This is a genomic window from Pannonibacter phragmitetus DSM 14782, from assembly GCF_000382365.1.
Lineage (GTDB): Bacteria > Pseudomonadota > Alphaproteobacteria > Rhizobiales > Stappiaceae > Pannonibacter > Pannonibacter phragmitetus.
The window spans coordinates 1-1,352 of sequence record NZ_KB908251.1 but is presented as its reverse complement, the minus strand read 5'-3'; the positions used below and the strand labels follow the sequence as shown (position 1 = coordinate 1,352).

Annotated in this window: 3 protein-coding genes; all 3 read left to right on the top strand. The window is 54.6% G+C overall.

Annotated features, from left to right (window positions below):
- A partial coding sequence (locus H163_RS24740) for a hypothetical protein (protein ID WP_208975470.1) occupies positions 1-391 on the top strand: 391 nt, incomplete at its 5' end.
- On the top strand, positions 388-735 hold the full coding sequence (locus H163_RS0121795) for a hypothetical protein (RefSeq protein ID WP_019966722.1): 348 nt from the start codon (positions 388-390) through the stop codon (positions 733-735). The genes H163_RS24740 and H163_RS0121795, both read left to right, overlap by 4 nt.
- 271 nt (positions 736-1,006) lie before the next feature.
- A partial coding sequence (locus H163_RS23475) for a hypothetical protein (RefSeq protein ID WP_040679488.1) occupies positions 1,007-1,352 on the top strand: 346 nt, incomplete at its 3' end.

Here is a 1,352-nt window from a genome sequence, read left to right as displayed (position 1 = left end):
AGGTTCCACCGCCCAGACAACCCTCACCCAGCCGTCCACCTCCGGGCCGGTGATCAATGCGCCTGGGCCGAGTAGGATATTCGACTTCACCTCAAACGGTGCAGGGAATGATCTAAGGCGCTTCACGAAGTTGGATGGAACAGACATTCGGATTAACAGCGGTCATGCGTATAACCGAACACACGCTGGGGGTGACGTCTCTCGCATCGGAACAATGGACGAGATTGAAAACGCCATCCTTCGAGATATTGCCGAAAATTCTAGACTCGGCAGCCTACAGCCGCGTACGACGCAAACTCATACGGTACAAGTGAATGGTCAAGCTGTGGGCTATTCGCTAGCTGACACACCTGTAGGAGCAAATATCAATTATTACCCGGTGATTGAATGAAAATGAGCAACCTTATTGAGGCAATTGATCAGTTTAGAAGCACGGATGCGTTTGGGAACATTCGCAGAAGTGAGGACATCGATTGGGAGGCTTCTCGGCGACGATTCATCATTGCGCTAGAAAGCGAGAAAAGTTCAGAGCGATTGGAAGAGGCAGTGATTTACAAATGGAGTTGGGACCTGCCAGTTGACCTCACCCTAAAGCTTCTTGAGCGAGCGAAAGACTCGGGGTGTGATTCATTTGAATTTTGGCAGGCTTACTACAAGTACCAGGCTGCATATCTTTCACCAAGTGATCCTGACTTTTCGTTTGCGTTAGGAATGGCGAATGGGAAATATCTTTGATTATTTGATGTGTATACTTCAAATATTTGCAGGTTTTCTGCTCGTAATAATTTATTAATAGTGTATTATCTTGGCGGTCTGGTGCCGAATACATCGGCATGCACCTACAGAGATGATATTCGTCTGACACCCTGACACCCTGACACCCTGACACCCTGACACCCTGAACCTCAGCACCATCGGCGGCGGCGTCATCGGGGCGTCCGGGTCTGCTAGCCAGAGCGGCATTGTTGCCGGGCGGGGCGGCTATGATGTCACCGCCGGCGGCAAGGTGGATCTGACCGGCGGGGTGATCTCCTCCACGGCGGATGCCGAGGACAATTACCTTTCTGCCCGCGAACTGGCGTGGCGCGATGTTCAGAACAGCTCCGCCTCCTCCAGCTCCGGCTTTGGCGTGGGCTTTGGTGTCAACTTCGGCAACGCAGACACACAGGCCGGGAAGGACGTTGCTGCCCGCTATCCCGGCACGCTGACGCCCATCGTCAACATGCCTGCGCGGGAAGGCGGAAGCGGGACCACACGGGCCACCGTGACGCCGGGCACGCTGGAGCTTTCGGACCAGAGGCAGGACCTTGCCAGCCTGAACCGGGATGCCGGGGCGGCGCATGTTTCGGTGG